Source organism: Endobacterium cereale (genome assembly GCF_009617585.1).
GTDB lineage: Bacteria > Pseudomonadota > Alphaproteobacteria > Rhizobiales > Rhizobiaceae > Neorhizobium > Neorhizobium cereale.
Genome location: NZ_WIXI01000051.1, coordinates 236,401 through 262,370, shown reverse-complemented (window position 1 = coordinate 262,370; position 25,970 = coordinate 236,401). Strand labels below are relative to the sequence as shown.

The following is a 25,970-nucleotide window of genomic DNA, read 5'->3' as shown; positions in this document are numbered from 1 at the left end:
AAGGCAAAAGAAAGTGCCTTAAATTTCTGTTTTATCTGCGCAAATCGTGTTTGGCGCTAGTATGTCGCGTTCTCACGCGGCAGGCAGGGGACGGGTGCCCGGCCGGCGGCGCGGGCGCTCCGATTGTGCCTTCAGCACATTGACCAAAAACTGCTGCGAGGCGGCTTCCCATGTGTAACGCCTGGCCAGCCGGCTTGCATCCTCGCGTCGGCACGCAAGGGCCGCGAGGCAGGCTTCGCGCAAGTCTTCATTCAGCGCACCGGCGCCGGACCCTTCTTCGATGATATCGATCGGTCCCATCACCGGATAGGCGGCGACAGGGACACCGCTTGCCAATGCTTCAAGGATGGTATTGCCAAACGTGTCGGTCTTTGACGGGAAGACGAAGACGTCGGCCTGGGCATAGGCTCGGGCCAGTTCCTCACCGGTTTTGGTTCCGGTGAACAGCACGTTCGGATGTTTGCGTTGCAGTTCGGCGCGATCCGGACCATCGCCGACCACGACCTTGGAGCCGGGCAGGTCGAGATCGAGAAAGGCGGGCAGGTTCTTTTCCACCGCGACCCGGCCGACCGTCATGAAGATCGGGCGCGGCAGGTCGAATGGGCGGTCGTCCAGGTCCATCGGGTGAAACACCGTCTGGTCTATGCCGCGGCTCCAGCGCAAAAGGTTCTTGATGCCGAGTTTCGACAGTTCGCGCTCGAGGCTGCCGGTTGCCACCATGCAGCCATTGCCGGCATTGTGGAACCAGCGCACGAAAGCGTTCAGCCAGCGCAGGGGGATCGGGAAACGGGCGGCCACATATTCCGGGAAACGGGTGTGATAGCTGGTGGAAAAGGGCATGTCGTTCTTCAGGCACCAGCGGCGTGCCATCAGGCCGAGCGGGCCTTCGGTGGCAATGTGAACGGCGGTCGGGCCGGATGCCTTGATGGCGGAGGCGACCTGCCAGTAGGTGGCGACGGACAGGCGGATTTCCGGATAGGTGGGGCAGGGCACGCTGGAAAAATCCTGCGGCGTGACCATGGCCACATCCACGCCCATGCGGGTGAGCTCGCGATTTGTGTTTTCGATCGAGCGGACAACGCCATTGATCTGCGGATACCAGGCATCGGAAACGATGGTAATTCTGGTCATGACCGGCTGAAACCCCTTTTGCCCGTCTCATCGCCGCAATTTCGCCGACTCAGGACGTTTCTTGCGGAGTTGCTGTTCTATCGCTGACCTGTGTGACAGGCGAATGTCGCGGCCCGGTCGAGGCTTTGGGGTAGCGTGATTTGCCTGTGTGACGGCACGCGCCTAAATCCGTCACCGATAATGTTGCGATGGATTTTTCATGCGTATTTTTCGGTCCATATCACTGGGTCTTCTTGCTGCTGTCGCCGCGCTTGGCATTTTCATGGGCGTCAATCAGCTGACCGGCAATGAGCATGAAGTCATTGCAGGCGAACTCTACCGCTCTGGGCAGCCGGGTGCTGAGGAGATCGACAGTCTCGTGCGACGTCATGGGATCAAGACGATCATCAATCTGCGCAATGAGAAGCGTGGCGCCTGGTATTGGGAAGAAAAGTCGGCCGCCGAGCGCAATGGAGTGACGCTGGTCGACTACCCGATCAGTTCTGGAGAAATTCTGCCGGTCGCAGGCAGCGAGGAACTGGCGGAGATCATGCGCAATGCCGAAAAGCCGATCCTGATCCACTGCGAACACGGGGCAAACCGAACTGGTCTTGCTTCGGCGATCTATGTCGGCGCCGTTGCGAAGCGTAGTGAGATGTTTTCGCAGCTGCAGCTGTCACCTTATTACGGCCATGTGCCGATCCCCGGCATTGGCCGCTATGCGATGTGGCAGTCCTGGGACAAGTTTGAAGAGACGATCGGGTTCTAGAGCATGTCGCGGCTAATCTGCACCATTCTGTTGGCTTGGACGGCCCGTATCAGCCAACCCCGAAGGGGCCGGGCATTTTTCCGCCCGGATCAGAGGTGATCGGCTCCAACGTATCTTAGGGGCTCCCCTTCGCCAATCGCCTTTGCTCTGACGAAAACCTGCTCCGGCAGCAGAATACGGGTTGCCTGCAAGGTGCTCTAGCTCGTACGGGCTGCTTTGCCATGCCTGAATGAGCTGCGTCTAGTTCTCGATCTCGAATGGCAGATCGAAGCTAGTGCTCTTGTCGCTGGCAATGTCGCGCATCGTATAAGTCACTGTATAGGATCCGACTGGCAAGGCGCTGATCGTCAGCGTGAAATCGATATAAAATTCGCGTGCACGATGGCGGTTCTGGATCACCGGCCGAGCGAAGTCAGGTTGATGGCCGACGATTGCGCCCTTTTCATTTCGAACGGTAAAGTCGCTGTTGACTCCCATGCTCACCAGCCCGTCGGCAAGTGGTTTCCAGTCGTAACCAATCGGTTCGAAATAGATCCGAAGTTGATCCTTCGGCTTGAAGACGTTTGTTTCCCTGACCTTATAAACTCCGTAGCCTTTCGGCGCTTCGGAGATGAATGTGGCGTTCCGCGTGCTCATAGGCAATTTGTGCCACGCCTCTTCAGCCTGTGCTTCCGCCTTTTTCCAGTCATCCAGCGGATCTGCCTTTGCCGGAAGGCCAATGCCGGCCAGCGCTGCAATATAGAGCAATAGTACGTAACGCATGAGATCCGTCTTATGGAGAAGGCTGAGAGAGTTGTTCAAACCGGCAATAAGCCCGGATCGATCAGTGCGCCATGATGGCCGATGACGGTTGTTGCGACAGCCGCACCATGAGCTGCAGCTTCAGCAGGCGTGGCCCCCGTCAGCAGGCGTGACAGGAAACCGCCATTAAAACTGTCTCCGGCGCTGGTCGTGTCCACCACGGCCTTTGCCTCCACGGCCGGTACATGCTCAACCTTGCCGTCAAAACTGAGCGTCACACCATTGGGGCCGTCCTTTACCACGACCGTGGGCACGCCAAGGACATGATAACGTGCAACGGTGGCGGCCACGTCGGGATCGCCGAAATGGACCTTTTCATCATCGAAGCTGGGTAGCACGAGGGATGCGGCACGGGCACCGGCCTCGATCGTCTTCAGCATGACATCTTTGTCCGACCACAGGCGCGGACGGATATTAGGATCGAAGGCGACGATCTTGCCGGATGCCTTGGCGCGGCGCAGTTCCGACAACAGCGTGTCGATTGCTTCAGACGCAAGGATACCCAGCGTGATGCCGGAAAAATATATGATGTCTGAGGCTTCTATTGCCGCGCGCAGGTGGTTTGCGTCATCGGCCAGCTTTTTGGCGGCGGCGGTGTCGCGCCAGTAGCTGAAGGTACGTTCGCCGTCTTTCAGGGTGATGAGGTAGAGGCCGGGTGTCTTGCCGGGAATGCGGCGGATCTGGCTGGTGCCGATGCCGGCCTTTGACATCATCGCCAGCATTTCGTCGGACATTGGGTCGTCGCCGAGAGCGGTGAAATAATCGACGGACCAGTCGGCTGGCAGGCAAGCGCGCATGTACCAGGCGGTGTTGAACGTGTCGCCGGCAAAACCTCTGCGCAGCAGGCCATCACCCGCCTGCGAGAGTTCCACCATGCATTCGCCAATCGATAGAAACTTTCCGCCCAAAACCGTTCTCCCAACAATTTTCGTCATTTGGCGATACGCGATGAGGGTTTGGGAGGCAAGGGTGAATGGACCACTCCCTTGGCAAGGGAGTGGTCAAGGGCGGTAGCCTCACGTCTCCGGCGGCCGGTCCATGTGGTAACACGCGGCCGACTGGCCCGGACGCACCAGTTCCGTCGGCGGCATTTTGGTGCGACAGATATCCGTCGCCTTCCAGCAGCGCGGCTGGAATGGACAGCCCGGCGGTGGGTTCATCGGGGATGGCGGATCGCCCTGCAGGCGGATGCGCGAGCGCTGGCGGGCCAATTTCGGGTCTGGGATCGGGGCTGCCGAAAACAGTGCCTGTGTGTATGGATGTGCCGGGGCGCTGAACACGGTGGCGCAATCGCCGGCCTCAACGATGCGGCCGAGATAGAGAACCAGAACATCATCCGAGATCAGCCGCACGACCGAAAGATCGTGGCTGATGAAGATCAGCGTGAGGCCGAACTCCTTGCGCAGCTTGCGCAACAGCGTGATCACCTGTCCCTGGATCGACACGTCGAGTGCCGAGACCGGTTCGTCGCAGACGATCAGCTTTGGCCGCGTGATGACGGCGCGGGCAATGCCGATACGCTGGGCCTGACCGCCGGAAAACTCGTGCGGATAGCGGTTGATCATTTCCGGCACGAGGCCGACGGCTTCCATGATCTCGCGCACGCGCTCGGTGCGCTCCGCGCGGCTGAGTTTCGGCTCGAACACGGTGAGCGGTTCGGCGATGATGTCGCCGACCGTCATGCGCGGATCGAGCGAGGCGATCGGATCCTGAAAGATGATCTGCATGTCGCGGCGCGCAAGCCGGATCTGTTCCGGCGTCAGATCAAGCAGGTTCTTGCCCTGCCAGACGACACGGCCTTCCTGTGCCCGGATGAGCTGCAGGATCGAGCGGCCGAGGGTGGATTTGCCACAGCCGCTTTCGCCGACGATGCCGAGCGTGCGGCCTTCCTTCAGTTCGAACGACACGTCATTGACGGCGGTCAGCATGGTCGGCTTCTTGAAGAACGACTTTGCCTGGATTTCGAACTGGGTCGTGAGGTTTTCGACCTTGAGCAGGGTCTGCCCCGATGTGTTTTGATCAAGCATGGGTCAACAGCTCCTCACGACGCGGGAAGGGGTGGAAACAGGCGGCGCAATGTTGCGGCGCCAATGTTTCGAGCTGCGGCGGACGATCGATGCAATCGTCCTCGACCTTGGGACAGCGCGGCGAGAAATTGCAGCCTTTCGGCAGGTGCTGCAGGTTCGGCGGACGGCCGGGAATGACGACGAGGTCGTCGACATCCTGATCGGGCCGCGGGATCGCCGCATGCAGTGCTGCCGTATAGGGATGCGCCGGCTTTTCGAACAGTTCGTCGACCGGGGCCTCCTCGACGATGCGGCCAGCATACATGACGGCAACACGGTCGGCGAGGCCGGCAACGACGCCGAGATCGTGGGTGATCATCAACAGTGCCGTGTTCATCTCGGCGGTGAGATCGTTGAAAAGATCAAGAATCTGCGCCTGGATGGTGACGTCGAGCGCGGTGGTCGGTTCGTCGGCGATCAGCAGTTTTGGTTTGGTGAGCAACGCCATGGCGATGACGATGCGCTGGCGCATGCCGCCCGACAGTTCGTGCGGGTAGAGATTGAAACGGCGGTCCGGGTCAGGGATGCCGACGCGCTTCAACATGTCGAGCGCCTCGACCGAGGCCGCCCTAGCGGTAAAGCCTCGATGAATCTCAAGCTGTTCCGTCAGTTGCCGGGAAATCTTCAGAGATGGATTCAAGGCGGTCATCGGGTCCTGGAAGACCATCGCCATGTCCTTGCCGCGCACCTTGTCGAGCTCGCGCGGTTTGAGCGACAGCACGTCGCGGCCTTCAAGAAGCGCCTGACCGGAGGTCTGGCCGTTCTTGGCGAGCAGGCCCATGATACCGAGAAACGTTTGGCTTTTGCCGGAGCCGCTTTCGCCAACGATGGCGATACGCTCACCGCGACGAACGGTAAGGTTCATGTTGGATACGGCCTTCACGTCGCCATCCGGCGTCTTGAAGGTGATGGAATAGTCCTTCAACTCGAGAAGGACTTGCTTTTGTGTCTGATCTGTCATGTCAGCGATCCTTCGGGTCGAACGCGTCGCGCAGGCCATCGCCGATAAACAGCAGGCTGAGCAGCAGCGAGACAAGGAAGACGGCCGGGAAGGCGAGCAGCCAAGGCATGCTTTCCATGGCGTCGGTGCCTTCCGCGATCAGGGTGCCGAGCGAGGTCAGCGGTTCCTGAACGCCGAAACCGAGATAGGACAAGAAGCTTTCCGTCGCGATGATTTCCGGCACGGTGAGGGCGGCGAAGATGACCACCGGCCCGACAAGATTCGGGATGATGTGTTTTGTGATGATTTTCAGCGGCTTCTGGCCGGAAGCACGGGCGGCTTCCACGAATTCGCGGTGCTTGAGCGACAGCGTCTGGCCGCGCACGATACGGGCCATGGTCAGCCATTCCAGAGCGCCGATCGCTGCAAACAGCAGGTAGACGTTACGGCCGAAAATCACCATCAGCAGGATGACGAAGAGGATGTAGGGAAGCGCGTACATGATATCGACGAAGCGCATCATGATCGAATCCAGCCGGCCACCGAAATAACCGGAGATCGCACCGTAAAGCACGCCGATCACCACCGAGACGAGGGTAGCGACGAAGGCGACTGCGAGCGACACGCGGGTGCCGTAAAGCACGCGGGCCAAGAGGTCGCGGCCGTTCGGGTCGGTGCCAAAGTAGTGGCCGTCTTCCCAGGACGGTGGGGCGCGGAAGGCAGCCCAGTCCGGGTCCTCGTAATTGTGGGGAATGAAATAGGGGCCGACCACGGCGGCGAGGATGAGCAGGGCAAGGACAACGATCGACACGACCGCCGCCTTGTTGCGACAGAGCCTGCGCATGGCGTCTTTTGTCAGCGAACGACCTTCCGGGGAAAGACCTTCCGCTTCCAGCAGTTCGGCTGCGAGCAGCTCTCTTTTTGCGGGATTGAGGATCATCTGTTTCTCACTTTCGGGTCAAGCCAGGCATAGGCGATATCGACGATGAGGTTCAGGAAGACGATCAGCACCATGTAGAAGATGACCGTGCCCAGAACCATGCCGTAATCGCGGTTCAGTGCGGCGTTGATGAAATAACGGCCGATGCCGGGAAGCCCAAAAATGCTTTCGACAACCAGCGAGCCGGTGAGAAGGTAACTTGCCGCCGGGCCGAGATAGGAGACGACCGGCATCATGGCGGGTTTCAGCGCATGGCGCATCACAGTCAGCCGTGGGCCAATACCCTTGGCCTTGGCGGTGCGGATGAAATTCTGGTTCATCACCTCAATCATCGAACCGCGGGTGATGCGTGAGATGCGCCCCGCATGCGGCAGCGCCATCACCACGACCGGCAGGACGAGGTATTTCAGCGAGCCATCGCCCCAGCCGCCGACAGGCAACCATGCCAGTTGGATGCCGAACACGAGCTGGAGGATGGGAGCAATCAGGAAGTTCGGGAACACGACGCCCACCAGGATCATCGCGCCGAGCACATAGTCCGGCATCTTGTTCTGATAGAGCGCCCCAAGACAGCCGACAGCGACGCCGATGATGATGGCGAGCGCAAAGGCGGTCATGCCGAGCGTGAATGTATAGGGCAGACCGATCATGATCTGCTGGGCGACGTTGAAATCCTCGCTGGAGAAGGAGGGGCCAAGGTCGCCGCGTAAGAGGTCGCCGACATAATAGAGATACTGCTGGATCAGCGGCTTATCGAGATTGTAGTGGGCCGCGAGGTTTTGCAGGATCGCCGGCGGCAGCGAGCGTTCACCATCGAATGGCCCACCGGGCGCGAGACGAAGAACAAAGAAACAGGCTGTCACGGCGATCCACAAAACCGGGATCGTCGACAGCAATCGACGGAAGGCGTAACTGAGCATGATTGATACGGATCGGGTCTTTTTACCGTGCGCATCGACCGGTCAACCGCGAAGGTTCGAACAGGTGTCATGTGCCACACTTCAAGTGCGACAGCGTCGTGCGCGATCAACGCACACGACGCCGCAAGGCGGAAGAGCCTTGACTCCCTGTTATTCTTTGATCGAGAGCCAGCGCGTGCGGTGAATGTCCTTCACGTTGTCTTCGAAGCCCGAGATCTTCGGCGACACCACGTTCTTTGACACATAGTAGTAGATCGGCAGCGCGGCGCTGTCATCAAGCGCGATCTTTTCGGCCTGCTTGAACATCTCGGCGCGCTTTTTCATGTCCTTTTCCAGGTTGCCGTCCTTGATAAGCTTATCGTATTCGGCATTGGACCAGCGACCATAGTTCATCGGAACGCCGGTCACGAGCAGGTTGAGGAAGTTATCCGGATCGTTGTAATCGGCCAGCCAGCCGGCGCGGCCAACCTGCACGTCGCCGCGCTGCAACTGGTCGTAATGGACCTTGGTTTCCGCATTGACGAGTTCGACATTGACCCCCAGCGGCTTCCACATGGCAGCGATCGCGACGGCGATGCGCTTGTGGTTGTCGTTAGTGTTGTACTTGAGCTGCAAGGTCAGCGGCTTATCCGGGCCGAAACCGGCTTCGGTGAGCAGCTTCTTGGCTTCCTCGACTTTCTGCTTGTAGGGCTCGTCCTTCCACGAGACGTAGGCCGGCTCATCATAATTGGCCGTGCCCGGCGGCACCCACGAATAGGCCGGAAGTTCGCCGGTGCCAAGAATCTGCGGACCGATGACCTCGCGGTTGATCGCCATGGACAGAGCCTGACGGACGCGCTTGTCCTTGGTCGGTTCGGTCTGCGAGTTGATAACGTAATAATAGAGGCCCGAGAACGGCGCGACATGCGCCTGGCCCGGCAGGTTCTTCTGCATCCAGGCATACTGGTCGGTCGGGAAGTCGGTGAGAATGTCAAATTCGCCGGCGCGATAGCGCTTCAGGGCAGCTTCCTGGTCTTCCAGCACGAAGAATTTTGCGCCGTCGATCTTCAGGTCAGCCGTGCCGTAATACTGGTCGTTCTTGGCAGTGGTGACATGGCTGCCCGGAACCCATTCGACCGGCTTATACGGGCCGTTGGTGACGATCGTGCCGATCTTGACCCAATCGGCGCCCTTGGCCTCGACCAGATGTTTCGGCAGCGGATAGGCCGTGTAATGGGTCAGCGAGTCGAGAAAATAGGGGGTGGGGTTTTCGAGCGTGATTTCGAGCGTCTTGTCGTCGATTGCCTTGACGCCGAGCTGGTTGGCATCGGCGATTTCGCCCTTGTTGATCTTTTCAGCATTCTTGATCGTGTACTGCAGATAGGCGTAATCGGCAGCTGCCTTCGGATCCATCAGGCGCTGGAAAGCGAAGACGAAGTCACCGGCGGTGACCGGCTGGCCATCGGACCACTTGATGCCGTCACGCAGCTTGAACGTATAGACCCGGCCATCGTCGGAAACCGTCCAGCTTTCGGCTTGGCCGGGGATCGGCTTGACCTTGGCATCTTCCGTCACCAGACCTTCAAAGATGTCGCCGGCGATGCGGTTTTCCCAGTCACCAGACAATTTCTGTGGATCGAGCGACTGCGGGTCGCCGCCATTGTGAATGTTGATCGTCGCCGCATGGGCCGAACAGGCCAGCAATGCGCCAAACATTGCCGTCGCCAAAAACTTCTTGCTGAAGTGATACATGGAAAACCCCATCTTTCTAAGGCTTCGAAGCCTCTTTTTCATTCATGTTCCCGTTTTCCGACTGGCGGAAAGGCGGCACGATAGTGCTGGGATTGCGACATTGTAACCCCCCTAAATCTTGGGGTTTGTGTGTCGCCAACTATGGGCGTGTCATCGAGATTGCACTTATCGCGATCAAATTGCCGTTCAAAACTCTGTTACGGCGGCTCCGGCCACTCTCGGTTGCCTTTTGGCGGAGGGGCCTTAGTTTGGCAGTAACCGAACTCCAAGAGAGGTATATGCTTATGATTTCGCAGGCAGACATCCGATCCGATTGGTGGCGTGGAGCCGTGATCTATCAGGTCTATCCGCGCTCCTTCCAGGACACGACGGGTGACGGGCTCGGCGACATCAAGGGCATTACCGCGAGGCTGGGGCATATTGCCTCGCTCGGTGTCGATGCCATCTGGCTGTCGCCGTTCTTCACGTCGCCAATGGCCGACATGGGCTATGACGTTTCCGATTATTGCAATGTCGATCCGATGTTCGGCACGCTGGCCGATTTCGACGAGATGATGACGGAGGCGCATCGTCTCGGTTTGAAGGTGATCATCGACCAGGTGATTTCGCACACATCCGACCAGCATCCGTGGTTCATAGAAAGCCGCTCCAGCCGCACCAATGCCAAGGCCGACTGGTTCGTCTGGGCCGATCCGAAGCCGGACGGCACGGCGCCGACCAACTGGCTGTCGATTTTTGGCGGGCCGGGATGGGAATGGGATGGCGTGCGCAAGCAATATTACATGCACAACTTTCTGATCTCGCAGCCAGACCTGAACTTTCACAATCCGGATGTGCAGGATGCCATGCTGGACACGGTGAAATTCTGGCTCGACCGCGGCGTCGACGGTTTTCGCCTCGACACGGTGAACTATTATTTCCACGACAAACAACTGCGCAACAATCCGCCGATGGTCTACGACACCGACGGCGCGGGGATGGAAACCGACACCAATCCCTATTCGATGCAAAACCACCTCTATGACAAGACGCAGCCGGAAAACATTGATTTCCTGAAACGTTTTCGCACGCTGCTGGATAGCTACGAGGGCCGGGCGAGTGTCGGCGAAGTGGGCGACGGGCCGCGCTCGCTGAACACGCTGGCGCTTTACACCACCGGCAATGACAAGCTGCACATGTGCTACACGTTCGACCTCCTGGGACCGGCTTTCGATGCGGGTTATATCCGCAAGGTCATGCAGACCGTGCTGGATACGGTGGTGAACGGCTGGGTGTGCTGGGCGTTTTCAAACCACGACGTCATCCGCCATGTCACCCGTTTCATCGAGGCACCGGAAGAGCAGGATCGTGTCGCCAAGATCTCGGCGACGCTGATTGCGACACTGCGTGGGTCGATCTGCCTCTATCAGGGCGAGGAACTTGGGCTGACGGAGGCCGAGCTTTCATTCGAGGATCTGCGCGATCCATACGGTATCCGCTTCTGGCCAGCCTTCAAGGGCCGTGACGGATGCCGCACCCCGATGGTGTGGGAAAGCGCCAAGCCGCATGGCGGATTTACGGAGGGCGCCAGGACATGGTTGCCGGTGCCGAAGGAACACGCCGCCCGGGCCGTCGACGCGCAGGAAAAACTGGCAGATTCGGTGCTGGCGCATTACCGCGCGACGATCGCCTTCCGCAAATCGCATGCGGCACTGATCGATGGCGACATGACATTCCTCGACACCAATCAGGACGTGCTGGCCTTCGTACGAGAGAAGGGCGGAGAGAAGCTGCTGTTCGTCTTCAACCTGACCCGCGAGCCGCAGAATTTTACGCTGCCGAAACGACTGGGCGATGTGATGCCGGTGAATCTGCCGGGATTTGTGTCGAAACTCGAGAGCGGCATCGTCAAGCTGGATGCCATCGACGTTTTCTGCGCAAGGGTGTGAAAAATGACAGCCCGCATTGCACCCTGGGCCGATGACCTGCCTGACGATTTGACGTCGGAGCAGGGTCTTCAAATCGCGAGTGACCGGATCGACTGGCGCAATGCCGGTCGGCCGGATCCTTCTGAAGCCGGTGGCTGGACCGATGACGAAAAGCTCTCCTACGTGTTCGGGAGGCATTCCCACGATACGCTGGAGCTTGGTAGCCTCAAGCTGCGACAGTTGCCGCCCAAACTTTTCGAGATGGAGGGACTGGGCTATCTGTTCCTCCAGAACAATCGGCTTGAGACATTGCCGCCCGACTTTTGCGAGCGGCTGACCTTGGAAGGGCTTCATCTGGATCGTAATCCGTTGCGATCAGTCCCCGCCGAACTGTTCGAAATGCCCGGAATTCAACATTTGTCGCTTTCGGGTACGCCGCTCGTTGAATTGCCGCTGCCGCGACGGGACAACCCCGATGTCAGGGGGCTGATCTTCGACGACATGCATTGGCTGGATTTTTCCGACGGTTTCCTGTCGCGTTTTCCAAAACTCAAGTCACTGTCGTTTTCGCGGTCGGAGCAGGTTTCCATCCCGCAGGCGGTCTTCAATCTTCCGGATCTGATGCAGCTTTGTGCCGACGGCAATCCGATCAAGGTTCTACCTGCCGAGATTGGTCAGTTGAGCAATATCCAGTCGCTTAAGCTGAAAGATTGCGAATTGACCACGCTGCCCAAGGCTTTGGGCCAACTGACCCCGCTGGAAAACAAGGCGGGGAGCGGCGGCCCGTTCGGGCTGCACATTGGCGGCAATCCGTTCAAGGACAGGGATTTGAAGCGGATCGCCAAGCTGAAAAATCCGGCGATGACGACCGAGGCACTGGCCTGGGCACGGGATAACGGATCGGACTGACGACGGTGGGGGTGGACGTGATGCGCGTGGCGCTTGTTTCGATGCTGGTTCTGGCGATGGCAGGGTATGCATCTGCGCGGGACGCACCCGGGCGGCCTGCCAAGGATGGCTGGGTGGAAAAGGCGTTCGATTTTTCCGACCCCGATCTGGATTTCAAGACGCTGGTGCCGGAGAGCGCTGTCGTAGAGACGGCGCCGCTGGCGGAAGATGAGGAGACGGAGCCCAAACAGATCGGTCGATATACGAACATAGGGAAGATCAAGCCCTTGGAAACCGATGCGGTGCCGATCGAAACGACGGTCGTTGGCTACAACTTGAAATATGCCGCACCGGCCGGGCGCCTTTGCGGTCGCGCCCTCTTGCAGGATGATTTTGCGGTTGTCTCCAAACGAGAGGCGGCAGATGCGTCGGGATCGCTGACTGAAGGCGTCAAGGAGGTTTCAGGGCGTCCGAAGACTGGCGTTATCAGTCACTGTTTGACGAGGGGATACAAGGCGCTTGCGATCCATTTCATTTACGATCTTTCAAAGGCCGACGGTGACGGCGCGCGGGACGAGATCGTGGACTATGCGCGCGATTATTCGATGACATTCATCGACAATATGGTTTTCAGTGCCGCCCGTGGTTCAAGCTACTGGGAGGGTGTAAAAAATGCCAAGCTCATCATCGATGGGGAGGCTGTCAATGTCCGCATGCCCGAGCCATGGGACCTTCCGATCAACACCTTTGATGGTCGGAAGGAGGCCAGGTTTTTCACAGGCGGGTTGCAGGGGGCTGTGTGGTTCTCGTCCGTTGTCTACAACGGGCGGCCTGACCTTGAGATGTTGAGTACAAGCCTGCTGCCACGAATTCTGCAGGGGCAAAACCAAGCCTTTGGCGAGGTTACCAAAGCCTATGGTAAGGTTTATGAGCCCAGTCCCACCGGGGCGTTGACGGGCATTTTCCGCTATTCCGTGAAGGCGTGGGACAATGATGATTATGGCCACCTCTTAGTCCGGGTCGTCTGGCATGAGGGGATGCTTTACATTGTCGATTACTGGTGGCCGTTCAAGAAGAACGACCAGCACTCTTATTTTTCAGCGCTTCCGGCAATCAGCATATACGACAATATAGCCGACATTCTGGAGGAGCGTTTTGTTTCCCAGGCACAATGATATCGGCAGAATGGTGCGATCGTCGTTGTCCAGATCTACCGACCTATCGGTCTGACGTGTCCCCAGCCCGTCAGCCTCACGCCCCCACCAAACTCGCATCCTCACCCCGCACCCGCGAAATATCGCGGATCGGCGGGGCGCCGAACAGGCGGCGGTATTCGCGGCTGAACTGCGACGGGCTGTCGTAACCCACACGGTGGGCGGCGGTGGCGGCGTCCAGTGCTTCGGCCAGGATCATGCGGCGCGCTTCCTGCAGGCGAAGCTGTTTCTGGTATTGCAGCGGGCTCATGGCGGTGACTTCGCGAAAATGCTCGTGCAGCGAGGATGAGCTCATGCTCGCTTCGCTGGCGACGCGATCAATGGAAAACGGCTTGTCATAATTGTCGCGGATCCAGGTGATGGCGCGGTTGACCTGTTGCAGGCGGCTTTCCGGCATCAGCAGGCGGCGCACCTTGTGAGCCTGTTCGCCACGCATCAGCCGGTACAGCAGCTCACGTTCGGCAAGAGGCGCCAGAAAATCGATGTCCTCCGGCGTGTCCAGAAGCTGGGTCAGACGCAGGGCGGCATCGAGAAGGCCGGGTGAGGCTTCGCTGACACAAAGGCCTGTACCGCAACGGGCGGTGCCTGTTTCGGTCGTGCGCGGCATCTCCATCAGCATCGAGCCGAGGGCCGGCATGTCGAGCGCTAGAAGCAGGGACATATAGGGTTTATCGGGGCTTGCCGCGACGACGCGATTGACGACCGGCAGTTCGACCGAGGCGACGAGATGGCAGCCGGCACCATATTCGTAGATGTGATCGGCCAGCGTCACATGCTTGGTGCCCTGCACGACGATGCAGAGCGAAGGCTGCGTAACGCCGCGCACCGGTTCGGTGGGGTTGGAGACGCGGATCAGCGACAGGTTCGGAATCTTTGTCGGATGAACGCCATCGCAATCGGTGTGTTGTGCAATTTTTGTGACAAGCGTTGCGAGATGATCCATTGCGTTATCTCCAGTCAAGGATGCGAAATACGCTGATTTCGCCGAATTCGATGATGCTTTTTACCGCGCGCCTTACATGCGCGCCAGAGGGCAGAAAAGCCTTTCGGAGAAATGTGCAATCATCCTGTAGGTCTGGTCTACCGCATAGAGAGCGCTCAAGCGCATAACGCCTTTACCGGCCAACGGAAGCCGGTGCCATCAATCAACCCAATGCCAGCACAAACCAACCAGAGGAGACGGTCATGACCGCATGGAACCTGCTTTTGCAAGCCGCTCGCCGGATGGTGAGCAATCTTGTCCATTTCGTCGAGCGCCAGAGTGCCGAGCGTCGTGCCGCCAAGCCGCGCCGTTACATGAACGGCTGATTATCCGCTCCGAGCGGCAAAACGGAAAAGGCCCGCGATCGCTCGCGGGCCTTTCGTCATTTCAGCGTTGAGGCAATCGCTGCATCTCAATCGAAATGCAGTTCGCGCTCGCCCTGTTCGTCACGGATGCAGGTCTGCAGGCCGATCTTGTTCAGAATGTTGAGGAACGGGCGCGGCGCCAGTTCTTCGACGTTCGCCATCTTCTTCACATCCCATTCGCCCGTTGCGACGAGCATCGCGGCTGCGACCGGGGGAACACCTGCCGTGTAGGAAATGCCCTGCGAACCAACTTCGTTATAGGCTTCCTTGTGGTCGGCGACGTTGTAGATGAACACCGTGCGTTCCTTGCCGTCCTTCGTGCCCTTGACGAAGTCGCCGATGCAGGTCTTGCCTTCGTATTCCGGCGCCAGCGACGACGGGTCGGGCAGGCAGGCTTTTACGACCTTGAGCGGTACGACTTCCGAGCCGTCGGCGAGCTTCACCGGCTGTTCCGACAGGAGGCCGATGTTCTTCAGGACGGTGAAGACGTTGATGTAGTGATCGCCAAAGCCCATCCAGAAGCGCACGTCGGCGCCTTCCATGTTCTTTGCCAGCGAATGCACTTCGTCATGGCCGCAGAGATAGGCGCGGCGGGTGCCGACGACCGGCAGGTCGTAGTCCTTGCCGATTTCGAACATCTTGTTGACGTTCCATTCGCCGCCCTGCCACGAATAGACAACGCCCGTGAATTCGCGAAAGTTGATTTCCGGATCGAAGTTGGTGGCAAAGTACTTGCCGTGGCTGCCGGCATTGATGTCGACGATATCGACGTCGGTTACGGTGTCGAGATATTCGTCCTTGGCGAGACGCGCATAGGCGTTGACGACGCCCGGATCAAAACCGGCGCCGAGGATGGCGGTGATGCCCTTTTCCTCGCATTCGGCGGCACGCTTCCACTCGTAGTTACCGTACCACGGCGGCGTTTCGCAGATCTTGTTCGGCTCTTCGTGGATGGCGGTGTCGATATAGGCGACGCCGGTATCCATGCAGGCGCGCAAGACCGACATGTTGAGGAAGGCGGTGCCGACGTTGATGACGATCTGGCTACCGGTCTTGACGATCAAGGCCTTGGTGGCTTCGATGTCGAGCGCGTCGAGGCCGTGGCCTTCGAGGACGCCTTCGGTCTTCATGGCCTTCTTTTCGTGCACGGATGCGATGATGTCATCGCATTTCGACTTGGTGCGCGAGGCGATATGGATATCGCCGAGGACATCATTGTTCTGCGCACACTTGTGGGCAACGACCTGTGCGACGCCGCCGGCGCCGATGATGAGCACGTTCTTTTTCATTCTGGGGACCACTCCTTGCGTCCAATCGTCAGAAAGTCTTGTCCTGTGGGCCTTTGGCCCTTTCTGATCAGGAAAGGCTCTGTTCGTAGTCCGTGTAGTCAAACTCACGGACCGTCCTGAGGCTGCCATCCAGTTCCCGAATGGCGATTGCCGGCATTTTCACGCCGTTAAACCAGTTTTTCTTGACCATCGTGTAGCCGGCAGCATCCTGGAACGAGATGCGGTCGCCGACCTTTACTTCTTCGGGGAAGTCGAATTCCCCAAAAATGTCTCCGGCAAGGCATGACTTGCCGCAGACCATCGCACGATGGGGTCCCTGGTTAGGGTGAACCTTGGCATTCTCACGATAGATCAGGAGATCCAGCATGTGCGCTTCGATGGACGAATCCACCACGACAAGGTTCTTGCCGTTGTAAAGGGTGTCGAGGACGGTGGTTTCCAGCGTCGTCGATTTGGTGATCGAGGCTTCGCCCGGCTCGAGATAGACCTGCACGCCATATTCGCCGGAGAAACGCTTGAGGCGCTCGGCAAACTGGTCGACCGGGTAATCGTCACCAGTGAAGTGGATACCGCCGCCTAGGCTGACCCATTCGGCCTTTTTCAGCAGCGGTGCGAATTTCTGCTCGATATCGCCGAGCATGCGGTCGAACAGGGCAAAGTCCGTGTTCTCGCAGTTGTTGTGGATCATGAAGCCGGTGATCATCTCCATGACCGGATCGACCTGTTTCAGATCCCATTCGCCGAGACGCGAGAAGGGGCGGGCAGGGTCAGCCAGATCGAAGGACGAGGACGAAACGCCGGGGTTGAGGCGCAGGCCGCGGGTGATGCCAGAGGACTGGCTTTCAAAACGCTGCAACTGACCGATCGAGTTGAAGATGATCTTGTCGGCGTGGGAGACGACCTCGTCGATCTCGTAATCGGCATAGGCGACGGAATAGGCGTGGGTTTCCTTGCCAAAACGCTCGTGGCCGAGGCGGACTTCGTTGAGCGAGGACGAGGTGGTGCCGTCCATGTAGTCGCGCATGAAATCGAAGACGGACCATGTGGCGAAACACTTCAACGCCAGCAATGCCTTGGCGCCCGACTTCTCACGCACAGCGGCAATCCGTTCCATGTTCTGGAGCAGTTTGGACTTGTCGATGAGGTAGTAGGGTGTTTGCAGCATCGTGTTCGGTCAGCCTTCTTACAGTTCTTCTAAAACGTTAAGGGGGCCTATTGCCTGACCCAGATGACATCTTCAAGACCCCATGGCTTTTCGGGGTAAAGAAAAGCCCCGCAGCGGTGCTGCGGGGCACGATGTTGTGAATGGAGACGTTTCATTCGGGGATGAGGCGATCGTATTCGTCCCGCAGACGCAGCCAGCCCTGCCAGAATGCGCCGGGCTTTTGGCCTGATGCCTTGGCGGCGAGAATATCGAGATGCATGTGCCAGCCGGCGCCGACCATGGTCATATTCTTCCGGTCGGAGATGCGCTTGTGGACGAGGGTGAGGAGCACATCCGAGCCTATCGTCTTCAACTCGATCGAGACTTCGCCGCGCGGCGGCCAGGTGAAGGCGAGGCGGTGAGGGGCTTCGAAGGCGACAATTTCGCTCGTCATGCGCTGTTCTTCCGGAAAGCCTTCCGGGCGGGCTTCCGCATCTTCGGTCAATTCATCATTGCGCCAGACGAGTTCGAATACGCTGCCCGGATCGGCAGGCATGATGCCGGAGGCGAGCCACTGGCTGCGCAATTCGCTGTCGGTCAGATAATCCCAGATACGCTCGATCGGCCCCGGCAGCTTGCGTTGGATGGTGATTTCGAGCAGCGCGGTTACCCTTCCGTATGTCTCCAGCACGGTCATGTCGTTCATCGGTCTTCTCCCAGTTTTGATTCAGGTTTCGGATTTCGATACGGGCTTTTCGTTTTTCTTTTCGGCTGCGGCTTTTCGCGCGTCGTCCTCTTTCAGAAGCCGCTCCAATGCGTCCAGCTTGCCGGTCCAGAAACGTTCGTAGAAGGAAAGCCATTCATGGGCGGTGGCGAGCGGCCCGGGATCGAGCCGGCAGAGATGCGTGCGCCCCTGGATCTCGCGGCGAACAAGGCCTGCACCTTCCAGTACCTTGATATGCTTTGAGGCGGCGGCGAGCGACATGGCATAGGGTTCGGCCAGCTGCCCCACCGTGCGTTCGCCCGCTGCCAATTCACCCAGCATCTGCCGACGGGTGGCGTCGCTCAGTGCGTGGAAAATGGCGTCGATCTGATCTGTGTGTAATTCAACCATGAGGTTGAATGTGCGCGCCGTGGCGACAATTGTCAACCGATTGGTTTAATGATTTCGAATGCCAGCTGATGGTTATTGCGTCGCGTCATACGGATGCTGTTCAAAATCGATATGTCGTCATATCTTGGCGCCGCGCCGGCAGTCTCCGACTGGTTTTGCCGTCGCCATAAAAACGTTCGCCGGAATTTTGCCAGATCAACCGAGGGAAAATCATGAGCAGTAGTTTCATCACCACCACGGACGGCACGCAGATTTTTTATAAGGACTGGGGCTCGAAAGATGCCCAGCCGATTGTCTTCCATCATGGCTGGCCGCTTTCAGCCGATGACTGGGACGCGCAGATGCTGTTCTTCCTGGGCGAAGGATACCGCGTCATCGCGCATGACCGGCGTGGTCATGGCCGTTCCAGCCAGACAGATATCGGCAATGAGATGGATACTTATGCCGCCGACGTGGCAGAGCTCGCTGCACATCTGGATTTGAAAAACGCCATCCATGTCGGTCACTCGACCGGCGGCGGCGAGGTGACGCGGTATGTCGCCAAATTCGGACAGCCGCAGGGGCGGGTTGCCAAGGCCGTGCTGATCGGCGCTGTGCCGCCTGTCATGGTGAAGTCGGACAAGAACCCCGGTGGCTTGCCGCTCGAAGTGTTCGACGGTTTTCGCAAGGCGCAGGCGGCGAACCGCGCGCAGTTCTTCCTCGAAATCCCGACGGGGCCGTTCTACGGCTATAACCGGCCGGGCGCCGAGGTGTCCGAAGGCGTCATCCGCAACTGGTGGCGGCAGGGCATGATGGGCGGCACAAAGGCCCACTACGATTGCATCAAGGCATTTTCGGAAACGGATTTTACCGAGGATTTGAAGGCGATTGACGTGCCGGTTCTGGTAATGCACGGCACGGACGATCAGATCGTGCCGTTCGAGGATTCGGCGCCGCTTTCGGCCAAGCTTTTGAAAAACAGCACGCTGAAGGTTTATGAGGGCAAGCCGCACGGGGTTGCTACGACCGATCCGGATCTGGTGAACAACGATCTTCTGGCGTTTTTCAGAGCGTAGCTGCTTAACGGCTCGTCATGCTCGGGCTTGTCCCGAGCATCTGCTGTGCTGTCTTTCTGGCGGCGGGGTTGGATCCTCGGGACAAGCCCGAGGATGACGTCGAGGGGAGGGTGGACCTGCACAAATCAGGCTGGTCAGATCAGCTGAAACTTGTCCACATCCACCATGCCCATGTCCGAAATCTTCAGGTGCGGGATCACCGGCAGCGGCAGGAAGGCGACCTGCAGGAACGGTTCTTCCAATGTCGTTCCAAGCGCATAGGCCGACTTTCTCAAGTCGTGCAGCGTGTCGCGCACCCATTCATAGGGTTCGAGGCTCATCAGGCCGGCGACGGGAAGGGCGATCTCGCCGGTGACCTTGCCGTCTTCCACCACGACAAAACCGCCCTTGATCTCGCCAAGGCGATTGGCGGCCATGGCCATGTCATCCTCGGAAACGCCGACGACGCAGATATTGTGGCTGTCATGGCCGACGGTTGAGGCGATCGCACCCTTCTTCAGCCCAAAACCCTGCACAAAACCGTTGGCATGGTTGCCGTTCTTGCCGTGGCGTTCGATGACGGCGACCTTGATGATATCGCGCTCGAGATCGACCGTCGTCTGATTGCCGGAGACCGGCAGGTGGTAACGGCGGTGTTCGGTGATGATTTTTCCGGGCATGACGCCGATCACCGGCGTTTCGCCTTCAGCGACCGGAACGCCAAAATGCATGGCCTGGACGGGACGCGCCTTGACGCTGTCGAGGCCCACCGCTGCGACCGGCTTGCGGGTGGCGAACAGTTCGTCGGTGACCTTGCGACCGGCGGCAAACACCATGTCTGCCTTGCAGTTTTCGAGGCTGTCGATGACGACGAGATCGGCGCGCCAGCCGGGTGCGACGAGGCCGCGATCACGTAGGCCAAAAGCTTTTGCCGCTGAAATCGAAGCTGCGCGGTAGACGGCGAGCGGTTCGACGCCATGGGCGATCGCTGTGCGGATCATGTAGTCGAGATGGCCCTGTTCGGAGATGTCGAGCGGATTGCGGTCGTCGGTGCAGAGCGCCAGGTAGGGAGACAAGCGCTCCGTGAGGATCGGCATCAGGGCGTGAAGGTCTTTCGAGACGGAGCCTTCGCGCACCAGAATGTGCATGCCCTTGCGGATTTTTTCGAGCGCTTCCTCGGCTGTCGTGCATTCGTGTTCGGTGCGGATCCCGGCGGACAGATAGCCGTTCAGGTCGTTGCCACGCAGCAGCGGTGCATGGCCGTCGATATGATCGTCATAGAAGGCATCGAGTTTTGCCAGGCAGATTGGATCCTTGTGGATGACGCCCGGGAAATTCATGAACTCGGCAAGGCCGATGACCTTAGGATGGTGGCGGAAGGGCAGCAGCTTTTCGATCGGCAGATCGGCACCGGCGGTTTCCAGATGCGTGGCCGGCACACAGGAGGAGAGCTGCACGCGGATGTCCATGATGGTCTGCTCGGACGAATCCAGAAAGAATTTTATGCCCTCGGCGCCGATGACGTTGGCGATCTCGTGCGGATCGCAGATCGCCGTCGTCACGCCGTAGGGCAGGACGCAGCGGTCGAATTCATGCGGGGTGACGAGTGACGACTCGATGTGCAGGTGGGTGTCGATGAAGCCCGGAACGACGATTTTTCCGGAAATATCGATCTCGGTTTTCCCGACATAATCGCCACAGGTGCCGACGATGCGGTCGCCGCAAAGGGCGATATCGGACTGAACCAGTTCGCCGGTGACGAGGTCGAAGAATTTTCCGCCCTTCAGCACAATATCGGCGGGTTCGCGGCCGGTGCCCTGATCTATGAGGCGTTCGAGGCGGTTGGTCATGGTGGATCTCCGAATCTTTTGGCCATCATAGCGGCAGGGACTGCGCAGAGAAACGACGGCGGCCTGAAACGCAAGGGTCCCGGTCACTGTCAAATCAGCGTTACAGGCCCACCCTAATCTGACACATGCTAAAATGGATGGAGGGACGCATGGATATCTACCAGCAGATATGGGACGCAGATCAGGCGGCCAATGGCATTCAGCCCATCCTTGCCGACTGGCAGGGTGACGCCGCGCGCGGTTATGTGAAGGTCGCGACGACAGCCATGGAGGACGAGGACGTTCGCATCCTGACTGATCTCGTTATTCCCGACAAAAAAAAGCTGACCTATGACCGAGTGCTGAAGCTGTTCGATAATTATGCTCTCGCCGAACAGGATCAGGAGGTCGAGACACCCGAAGAGCGGCAGGAAATCCATGACCTCCTCGAAGCGGTGGTCGATACGCCGCCGATGCTGGTGGCCCGTGAGTATGTCGCCAACGCGTCCGGCACCGTCATCTCCCGCGACCGCTGGTACGGCGTGCTGCTGGAACACTGGTTCCGCTCTTTCTCGCAGGGCGGCGACCCGGCTCTGACCGGTTTTGAACACGTTTTCGTCGGCGAGCAGGAGGGTGCCAAGATCCAGGGCTATCACTTCTGGTACAAATATTACCTCGACGACGGCATGGCCACGCTGTTCGACCGCGACAGCTTTCCGGGCTTTGACGATGACCGTATCGCCTATGTGCGGGGTCGCTATAGTGACGGTCAGGAACGCTTTCCCGAGACGGTTACGATTTCCTACAAGTGGTTTGCACCGGACTATTCGCGTCTTGGCCCGGGTGTGGAACCGGAAGATGTCCTGCGTCCGTTGACCAAACCGACCGGCGGCTTTTTCGTCGGTTGCAGTGTCGAGGGCCTGATGGCGCTTGGTTCGGTGAGGGCGCATCTGGGAGCTCGGGCACCCAAGGAAGCCGTCATCAATGGCGCGCGTTACGACATGAAGGTTTTCCGCAGCGCCAATAATCAGCATATCCGCACCTTCTATCCGGTCTATCTCGGCCCGGCGGCAGGTGCTGTTCAGCCGCAACCCGGCCAGCCTTCCACACCAGTTCAACCGAGCCAGCCGCCGCATCCTGCCGGACCGAGCACGGTTCGTATCCTTGCGGCGCTCGTCAATCCGCTTGGAGAGGATCAGGACAAGGAAACGGTTACGCTGATCAATACCGGCAGCGAAACGCAGTCGCTCGAGGCCTGGAAACTGGTGGATGCCAACCGCAACAGTTTCGGGTTGGAGGACGTGACGCTGGCACCCGGCATGGCCATCACCATCCGGCTGCCCCGCAACTCCGTGCAACTGTCCAACAAGGGTGGGGAAATTCGACTGGTCAATCGCGACGGGCATACCGCCCACGTCGTGACCTATTCGAAGGCACAGGCGCAGGATCAGGGACGCACGATCGTTTTCTAACACTCGGCAGCATGGCAGGATTGCCGGAGAAGTCATTGTCAGCGCGAAGACGATCCTTCTATGGTGAGGCATGAAAACCGCACATGATCCTCACCCCGTTATCGTCTTCGATGCCGAATGCATCCTCTGTTCCGCCAATGCACAGTTCGTGGTGCGGCATGATCATGCGCGCCGGTTTCGGCTGGCATCGATGCAGGGCGAGGTGGGGGCGGCGCTCTACCGCCGGTTCGGCATCGATCCGGCCGATCCGGAAACGATGATCGTGGTGGAAGGCGAAAAAGCCTTGCGCGACAGCGATGCGGTTTTGGCAATTTATCGCGGGCTTGGGTGGCCGTGGAAGGCACTCGGCTTGCTGCGGATCGTGCCGGGTTTCCTGCGCAATCCTGTCTATCGGCTGATTGCCCGCAATCGATACCTTATCTTTGGCCGGCACAATGCCTGCTGGCTGCCTTCGCCAGATGATGCCGATCGGTTCTTGTGACGATGGCACATGAGAAGGTCGTTCTCGTTCTGGGTGGATATGGCGGTTTCGGCGGCAGGCTTTCGCGGCGGCTGGCGAATGACGGCTGGGCCGTTCTCGTTGCCGGCCGCAATCTTGAAACCGGGCGCGCGTTTGCGGCGGAGCTCGCCAATGCACAGGCGATAAAGGCCGATCGCGAGCAAGACCTCACACCTATCCTGCAGACATATCGTCCGTTTTTGCTGATCGATGCGGCCGGGCCGTTTCAGGATAGTGACTACCGTGTCGCGAAGGCATGCATGACCTGCGGGGTGCATTATATCGATCTGGCCGATGCGCGTGCGTTTGTGGGCGGCATCGCCGTGCTCGATGATCAGACGCGCGCCGCCGGTATCGTTGTTCTGTCCGGTGCCTCAAGTGTGCCGGCCATGTCGGGCGCCGTCGTCGAAGAGCTTGCCCAAGGCATGGATGACGTCTGTTCGGTTTCGATGGCCATCAGCGCATCCAATCGGGCAACGGCCGGCGCATCTGTGGCGGCGGCGATCCTGAGTTATGTGGGCAAGCCGATCCGCCTCTGGCGGGCAAAACGCTGGCGGCACGTGACCGGCTGGCATTCGCTCAAACGGGTCCGTTATGTCGTCGAGGGCCGGGCCTGCATCTCGCGGCTGGTGGCGCTGTCGGACGTGCCGGACCACGACATCGTGCCGGCGACCGTGAAGGGAAAACCGGCGACGATCTTTCGGGCCGGACCGGAATTTGCGCTGCAACTGCTGGTCCTGTGGTTTCTTAGCTGGCCGGTCAAATGGGGTTGGGTCAGCTCGCTGTCGCCGTTAGCGCGCTGGTTGCGACCGCTGCAGGCGTTCAGTGCCAATCTCGGCAGCGATCGTTCGGCGATGATGGTGGAGGTGAAGGGGCGACAGGACGAGGTCTTCATTGGCCGGCGCTGGACACTGATTGCCGAAGACGGGCATGGCCCCGAAATTCCCACGATGGCGGCACAGCTGCTGGCAAATTGTCTGGCGGATGGGAAACTGCCTGCGGGTGCAAGGTCGGCTGCCCGGCAACTGTCGCTTGGCGATTTTGATCCTTTGCTGGACAGATTGTCGACCTACCGGCAGATCGATCACCGGACCTATCTGCCGGTATATCGCAGGGTAATGGGTGAAGCCTATGACGTGCTTCCGAAGCTGATGCGCGACATGCATGATGTTTTTGGTAGCGCAGGAGCCGCGGGCTTTGCGACGGTGACGCGTGGCCGCTCGCTCATGGCGCGGCTGGTTGCGACGATCATGCGCTTTCCGCCCGAGGGCGAACACAGGCTGCATGTGTCCTTCGAGGAGGAGAGCGGTGTCGAGCGATGGACGCGCGATTTCGACGGGCATACCTTTGTCAGTGAACTCAGCCAGAGTGGTCGACATCTCGTCGAGCGTTTCGGGCCGATGCGCTTCCATTTCGACCTGCCATCGGACGAGGTCGGCCTGACGATGATCATGCGCAAATGGTCGGTGCTACGGGTGCCGATGCCTTTGTTCCTGGCGCCGAAAAGCGTGGCGAGGGAATGGGCGGACGGTGAGGATTTCTGGTTCGATGTGCCGATCGCATTGCCGCTGATCGGTGACGTTGTCCATTATCGCGGACGTCTTCGGCGACTCTAGGTCTTCGCATGTCGTTGTCGCAAAACTGCTTCACGCTTGTGCTCGACATGCCCTAACGCAAACGGGCGCCTAAAAGGCGCCCGCTGCATTTCCAGATCCGTGTCCGATTACTCGGCGGCGACGATCTTGCCGCCTTCCCACTTGTAGAGCGAGAAGCTCTGCGAGGTGAGGTCGCCGGTTTCGCCGTAGGTCAGCTGACCGATGGCGGTCGGGATGGTTGTGCCATCCTTGAGGGCGGTCGCAACTGCTTCCGCGTCTTCGGCGCTTTTTGCCTTTTCGATGCCGGCCTTGATGACCTGAACAGCAGCATAGGCGTTGAGCGTGAAGGCTTCGGCCGGGATGTTCTTGGCCTTCAGCGATGCCGCGGCGGCCTTGGAATCGTCGCTCTTGAGCGCGTCCGAAGCATTGGTGAACAGAGTACCGGCAGCGGCTTCGTTGCCGATCGTCCAGTATTCGGAGTTAGACAGGCCGTCACCACCGATGATCAGTGCATTGGCCGAGAGATCGGCCAGCTGGCGAGCAAGTAGGCCGCCTTCCGGGTGGTATCCGCCGAAATAGATCACATCGACCTTTTCCGACTTCAGGCGAGCCGTGAGCGCGCTGAAATCCTTGTCGCCGGGGGTGATGGCATCGTTGACAACTTCGGTGATGCCACCGGCGTTCAGCGTCGACTTGAAGGCATCGGCGAGGCCTTTGCCGTAGGCGCCCTTGTCGTTGATGATGGCGACGCGCTTGTCCTTGAGCTTTTCAAGAACATACTTGGCGGCAACTTCCGCCTGCTGGTCGTCGCGGCCGCAGGTGCGCAGAACGTTGGTCAGGTCACGCTTGGTGAGGTCCGGTGCGGTCGCCGTCGGGGTGACCATCAGGATGCCGTTTTCGGCAAGAACGTCCGAGACAGGGATGGACACGCCAGAGGTGACGGGGCCGACAACGAAACGGATGCCTTCGCCAACGATCTGGTTGGCGGCGGAAACGCCCTGCTTGGGTTCGCCGGCATCGTCCGCCAGTTTCAGCACGACCTTTTCACCGAGAATACCGCCGGCCTTGTTGATGTCGTCAACGGCGGTCTGGGCGCCGTTCTTGACCTGATCACCGTAAGCTGCGACCGGTCCGGTCAGCGGCGCGATAAGGCCGATGGTGATGTCGGCGTGAGCGAGCGGCGCGAAGGCCAGCGTGGCGGCGAGAGCTGCCGTGATTGTCTTCAATGTCATGTCCATCTCCTTGGGACGCAGGCCTCCCAGCCTGCTTGGTGATCATGCGGTCTGCCTTGCTCATTCATCCGTCGACGTTTCGTCGGCGTGCCAAGGAAGAGGTGGGGCATCGCGTTCCTTCCGCTGAGC

The 25,970-nt window shown here is 59.2% G+C and carries 24 protein-coding genes; 9 read left to right on the top strand and 15 right to left on the bottom strand.

Annotation, left to right across the window (positions count from 1 at the left end):
- Positions 1-72: 72 nt before the first annotated feature.
- Positions 73-1,131, bottom strand: coding sequence for a glycosyltransferase family 4 protein (locus GAO09_RS27460; RefSeq protein ID WP_153359834.1), 1,059 nt, complete (start codon positions 1,129-1,131; stop codon positions 73-75).
- 199 nt (positions 1,132-1,330) lie between these two features.
- On the opposite strand from GAO09_RS27460, the gene GAO09_RS27455 reads away from it, so the two are divergent.
- Positions 1,331-1,879 carry a fused DSP-PTPase phosphatase/NAD kinase-like protein gene (locus tag GAO09_RS27455; protein ID WP_153359832.1) on the top strand — a complete coding sequence of 183 codons (549 nt, stop codon included), beginning with the start codon at positions 1,331-1,333 and terminating at the stop codon, positions 1,877-1,879.
- A gap of 240 nt (positions 1,880-2,119) precedes the next feature.
- Here GAO09_RS27455 and GAO09_RS27450 read toward each other — a convergent pair whose 3' ends face one another.
- The 7 genes from GAO09_RS27450 to GAO09_RS27420 all read right to left on the bottom strand — a co-directional run bounded on the left by GAO09_RS27450 (position 2,120) and on the right by GAO09_RS27420 (position 9,277).
- The gene (locus tag GAO09_RS27450) at positions 2,120-2,680 is read right to left on the bottom strand and encodes a hypothetical protein (RefSeq protein ID WP_153359830.1); all 561 of its coding nucleotides are present in this window, start codon (positions 2,678-2,680) and stop codon (positions 2,120-2,122) included.
- Positions 2,677-3,588, bottom strand: a complete 912-nt coding sequence (locus GAO09_RS27445; protein ID WP_153359828.1) for a sugar kinase — start codon at positions 3,586-3,588, stop codon at positions 2,677-2,679. Before GAO09_RS27445 ends, GAO09_RS27450 begins: the two co-directional genes overlap by 4 nt.
- 108 nt (positions 3,589-3,696) lie before the next feature.
- Positions 3,697-4,707 carry an ABC transporter ATP-binding protein gene (locus GAO09_RS27440; protein WP_153359826.1) on the bottom strand — a complete coding sequence of 337 codons (1,011 nt, stop codon included), beginning with the start codon at positions 4,705-4,707 and terminating at the stop codon, positions 3,697-3,699.
- The gene (locus GAO09_RS27435; RefSeq protein WP_153359825.1) at positions 4,700-5,707 is read right to left on the bottom strand and encodes an ABC transporter ATP-binding protein; all 1,008 of its coding nucleotides are present in this window, start codon (positions 5,705-5,707) and stop codon (positions 4,700-4,702) included. Before GAO09_RS27435 ends, GAO09_RS27440 begins: the two co-directional genes overlap by 8 nt.
- A 1-nt stretch (position 5,708) precedes the next feature.
- Entirely contained in the window at positions 5,709-6,626 is a 918-nt protein-coding gene (locus GAO09_RS27430; protein ID WP_153359823.1) for an ABC transporter permease, read from the bottom strand.
- Positions 6,623-7,546, bottom strand: coding sequence for an ABC transporter permease subunit (locus tag GAO09_RS27425; protein WP_112727922.1), 924 nt, complete (start codon positions 7,544-7,546; stop codon positions 6,623-6,625). The genes GAO09_RS27430 and GAO09_RS27425 overlap by 4 nt, the downstream gene beginning before the upstream one ends.
- Positions 7,547-7,696: 150 nt before the next feature.
- Positions 7,697-9,277, bottom strand: a complete 1,581-nt coding sequence (locus GAO09_RS27420) for a peptide ABC transporter substrate-binding protein (protein WP_153359821.1) — start codon at positions 9,275-9,277, stop codon at positions 7,697-7,699.
- A 284-nt stretch (positions 9,278-9,561) separates the two neighbouring features.
- Between GAO09_RS27420 and bglA the strand changes: the two genes are divergently transcribed.
- From bglA to GAO09_RS27405, 3 genes are read left to right on the top strand one after another with little or no spacing between them, the layout of a single operon-like run.
- A complete protein-coding gene (gene bglA / locus GAO09_RS27415; protein WP_153360563.1) occupies positions 9,562-11,205 on the top strand; it encodes a beta-galactosidase BglA in 1,644 nt (547 codons plus the stop codon).
- A gap of 3 nt (positions 11,206-11,208) precedes the next feature.
- The gene (locus tag GAO09_RS27410) at positions 11,209-12,093 is read left to right on the top strand and encodes a leucine-rich repeat domain-containing protein (protein WP_153359820.1); all 885 of its coding nucleotides are present in this window, start codon (positions 11,209-11,211) and stop codon (positions 12,091-12,093) included.
- A 20-nt stretch (positions 12,094-12,113) separates the two neighbouring features.
- Positions 12,114-13,247, top strand: coding sequence for a hypothetical protein (locus tag GAO09_RS27405; protein WP_153359818.1), 1,134 nt, complete (start codon positions 12,114-12,116; stop codon positions 13,245-13,247).
- A 76-nt stretch (positions 13,248-13,323) separates the two neighbouring features.
- Here GAO09_RS27405 and GAO09_RS27400 read toward each other — a convergent pair whose 3' ends face one another.
- Positions 13,324-14,229, bottom strand: a complete 906-nt coding sequence (locus GAO09_RS27400; RefSeq protein ID WP_153359816.1) for an AraC family transcriptional regulator — start codon at positions 14,227-14,229, stop codon at positions 13,324-13,326.
- 242 nt (positions 14,230-14,471) lie between these two features.
- Between GAO09_RS27400 and GAO09_RS30295 the strand changes: the two genes are divergently transcribed.
- A complete protein-coding gene (locus tag GAO09_RS30295) occupies positions 14,472-14,594 on the top strand; it encodes a hypothetical protein (RefSeq protein WP_274379790.1) in 123 nt (40 codons plus the stop codon).
- An 86-nt stretch (positions 14,595-14,680) separates the two neighbouring features.
- Here the strand turns inward: GAO09_RS30295 and GAO09_RS27395 are convergent, their stop codons facing one another.
- The 4 genes from GAO09_RS27395 to GAO09_RS27380 all read right to left on the bottom strand — a co-directional run bounded on the left by GAO09_RS27395 (position 14,681) and on the right by GAO09_RS27380 (position 18,180).
- Positions 14,681-15,922, bottom strand: coding sequence for a saccharopine dehydrogenase family protein (locus GAO09_RS27395; RefSeq protein ID WP_153359814.1), 1,242 nt, complete (start codon positions 15,920-15,922; stop codon positions 14,681-14,683).
- Between the two features lie 67 nt (positions 15,923-15,989).
- On the bottom strand, positions 15,990-17,087 hold the full coding sequence (locus tag GAO09_RS27390; protein ID WP_153359812.1) for a carboxynorspermidine decarboxylase: 1,098 nt from the start codon (positions 17,085-17,087) through the stop codon (positions 15,990-15,992).
- Between the two features lie 151 nt (positions 17,088-17,238).
- Positions 17,239-17,772, bottom strand: coding sequence for an SRPBCC family protein (locus GAO09_RS27385; RefSeq protein ID WP_153359810.1), 534 nt, complete (start codon positions 17,770-17,772; stop codon positions 17,239-17,241).
- Between the two features lie 21 nt (positions 17,773-17,793).
- Entirely contained in the window at positions 17,794-18,180 is a 387-nt protein-coding gene (locus GAO09_RS27380; protein ID WP_153359808.1) for an ArsR/SmtB family transcription factor, read from the bottom strand.
- 212 nt (positions 18,181-18,392) lie between these two features.
- Here GAO09_RS27380 and GAO09_RS27375 point away from each other — a divergent pair, with 212 nt between their 5' ends.
- The gene (locus tag GAO09_RS27375; protein ID WP_153359806.1) at positions 18,393-19,235 is read left to right on the top strand and encodes an alpha/beta fold hydrolase; all 843 of its coding nucleotides are present in this window, start codon (positions 18,393-18,395) and stop codon (positions 19,233-19,235) included.
- 134 nt (positions 19,236-19,369) lie between these two features.
- Here GAO09_RS27375 and ade read toward each other — a convergent pair whose 3' ends face one another.
- Positions 19,370-21,064, bottom strand: a complete 1,695-nt coding sequence (gene ade, locus GAO09_RS27370; RefSeq protein WP_153359804.1) for an adenine deaminase — start codon at positions 21,062-21,064, stop codon at positions 19,370-19,372.
- Between the two features lie 149 nt (positions 21,065-21,213).
- On the opposite strand from ade, the gene GAO09_RS27365 reads away from it, so the two are divergent.
- From GAO09_RS27365 to GAO09_RS27355, 3 genes are all read left to right on the top strand, one after another.
- Positions 21,214-22,515, top strand: coding sequence for a lamin tail domain-containing protein (locus GAO09_RS27365; protein WP_209018869.1), 1,302 nt, complete (start codon positions 21,214-21,216; stop codon positions 22,513-22,515).
- Positions 22,516-22,585: 70 nt separating this feature from the next.
- Positions 22,586-22,996: a thiol-disulfide oxidoreductase DCC family protein gene (locus GAO09_RS27360; protein WP_153359800.1), complete on the top strand. Its 411-nt coding sequence runs from the start codon at positions 22,586-22,588 to the stop codon at positions 22,994-22,996.
- Between the two features lie 2 nt (positions 22,997-22,998).
- Positions 22,999-24,630, top strand: a complete 1,632-nt coding sequence (locus GAO09_RS27355) for a saccharopine dehydrogenase family protein (RefSeq protein ID WP_153359798.1) — start codon at positions 22,999-23,001, stop codon at positions 24,628-24,630.
- Positions 24,631-24,737: 107 nt separating this feature from the next.
- Here GAO09_RS27355 and GAO09_RS27350 read toward each other — a convergent pair whose 3' ends face one another.
- The gene (locus GAO09_RS27350; RefSeq protein ID WP_153359796.1) at positions 24,738-25,841 is read right to left on the bottom strand and encodes a branched-chain amino acid ABC transporter substrate-binding protein; all 1,104 of its coding nucleotides are present in this window, start codon (positions 25,839-25,841) and stop codon (positions 24,738-24,740) included.
- Positions 25,842-25,970: the final 129 nt, after the last annotated feature.